Annotated in this window: 1 protein-coding gene; it reads left to right on the forward strand. The window is 62.8% G+C overall.

The window, feature by feature from the left end:
• The first annotated feature begins 168 nt into the window (after positions 1-168).
• The gene (locus AC0L30_RS42880; protein ID WP_007594069.1) at positions 169-1,515 is read left to right on the forward strand and encodes an IS5 family transposase; all 1,347 of its coding nucleotides are present in this window, start codon (positions 169-171) and stop codon (positions 1,513-1,515) included.
• Positions 1,516-1,523 lie beyond the last annotated feature (8 nt).

The raw sequence follows: 1,523 nt of genomic DNA on the forward strand, positions 1-1,523 counted from the left end.
GTCGTCCGTGAAGAGCGGCTAAGCGATTGAGCTAGGATCGCATTTGACTTTGTGGACTGTTTTTGGAATGCAGGATTTTGATGCTTGGGGCATCGGAACCTTGCAATTTCATTTTCAGGATTCCGTCGAATCGCCAGTCATGATTCGGTGGTCGCATCGGAGGTGGCGATGCGACCGAAGAAGCATAGGACGACGGGATCGGGCGATCTGTTCCGGGCCAGGCTGGACCAGATCATCAATTTGAAGCACGAGCTGGTTCAGCTCGCCGGCAAGGTCGATTGGGACTGGATCGACGGCGAGATCGCTCCGCTCTATAGCGAGAACGGTCGGCCAGGCATCGCGACCCGCTTCGTGATTGGGCTGCTCCTGCTCAAGCACATTTACGGCCTCTCCGATGAGGGGGTGTGCGAGCGTTGGGTCCACGACCCGTATTTCCAGTACTTCACCGGCGAAGAGTTCTTCCAGCACGCGTTCCCGCACGAGCGCTCGGACCTGAGCCATTGGCGCAAGCGGCTCGGCGACAAGCTGGAGCTGTTGCTGGCCGAGAGCCTGCGGGTGGCGCACGAGGCCGGCGCGTTACGCGGCCAGGACCTCAAGCGGGTCACGGTCGATACCACCGTGCAACCGAAGGCCATCACCTTTCCGACCGATGCCAAGCTGCTGCACGCGGCGATCAAGGGGCTCAACCGCCTGGCGAGGAAGCACGGGGTCAGGCTGCGGCAGTCCTATCTTCGCATTGCCAGGACCGCGGCAATGATGGCGGGGCGCTACGCTCATGCCAAGCAATTCAAGCGGCATCAGCGGCAGTTGCGCATTCTGCGCAGCCGGCTGGGCCGGATCATTCGCGATATCCGCCGCAAGATCGAAGGTCAGACCGTGCTCGAGAACGCCTTCGCCCTCCCGCTCGGCCGAGCCTCGCAGATCCGCTCGCAGCAGCAGCGCCAGCGCGGCTGGAAGCTCTATTCCTTCCACGCCCCGGAGGTGGAGTGCATCGGCAAGGGCAAAGCAGCCGCGCCTTACGAGTTCGGTGTCAAAGCCTCTATCGTCACCAACAACCGCCGTGCTCCCGGTGGCCTGTTCGTGCTGCACGCCAGGTCGCTGCCCGATAACCCGTACGACGGTCACACATTGCGGGACGTCATCGACCGCACCGAGACACTCACCGGCTGTGCGATCGAGCGGGCCTATGTCGACAAGGGATACCGCGGCCATGACACAAAGAACCCGCGCCGTGTCTTCATCTCTGGCCAGAAGCGCGGCGTCTTCGGTGTCATCAAGCGCGAGCTGCGCCGCCGCTCCGCCATCGAACCCATCATCGGACACCTGAAGACCGATGGCCACCTCGGCCGCTGCTACCTCAAAGGCCGCGCCGGCGATGCGGCCAACGTCATCCTCTCAGCCGTCGGCCACAACTTCCGCCGCATCCTCGCCTGGCTCAGAGAACTCTTGTGCCTGTTCCTGATCCAGCTCTGGCGCACGCCCGCCTGTCCGGCCCCGCTCAATTCGGCTTCTTAACGGACGAC

The sequence above is a fragment of the Bradyrhizobium sp. MI1.11 genome, assembly GCF_055811255.1.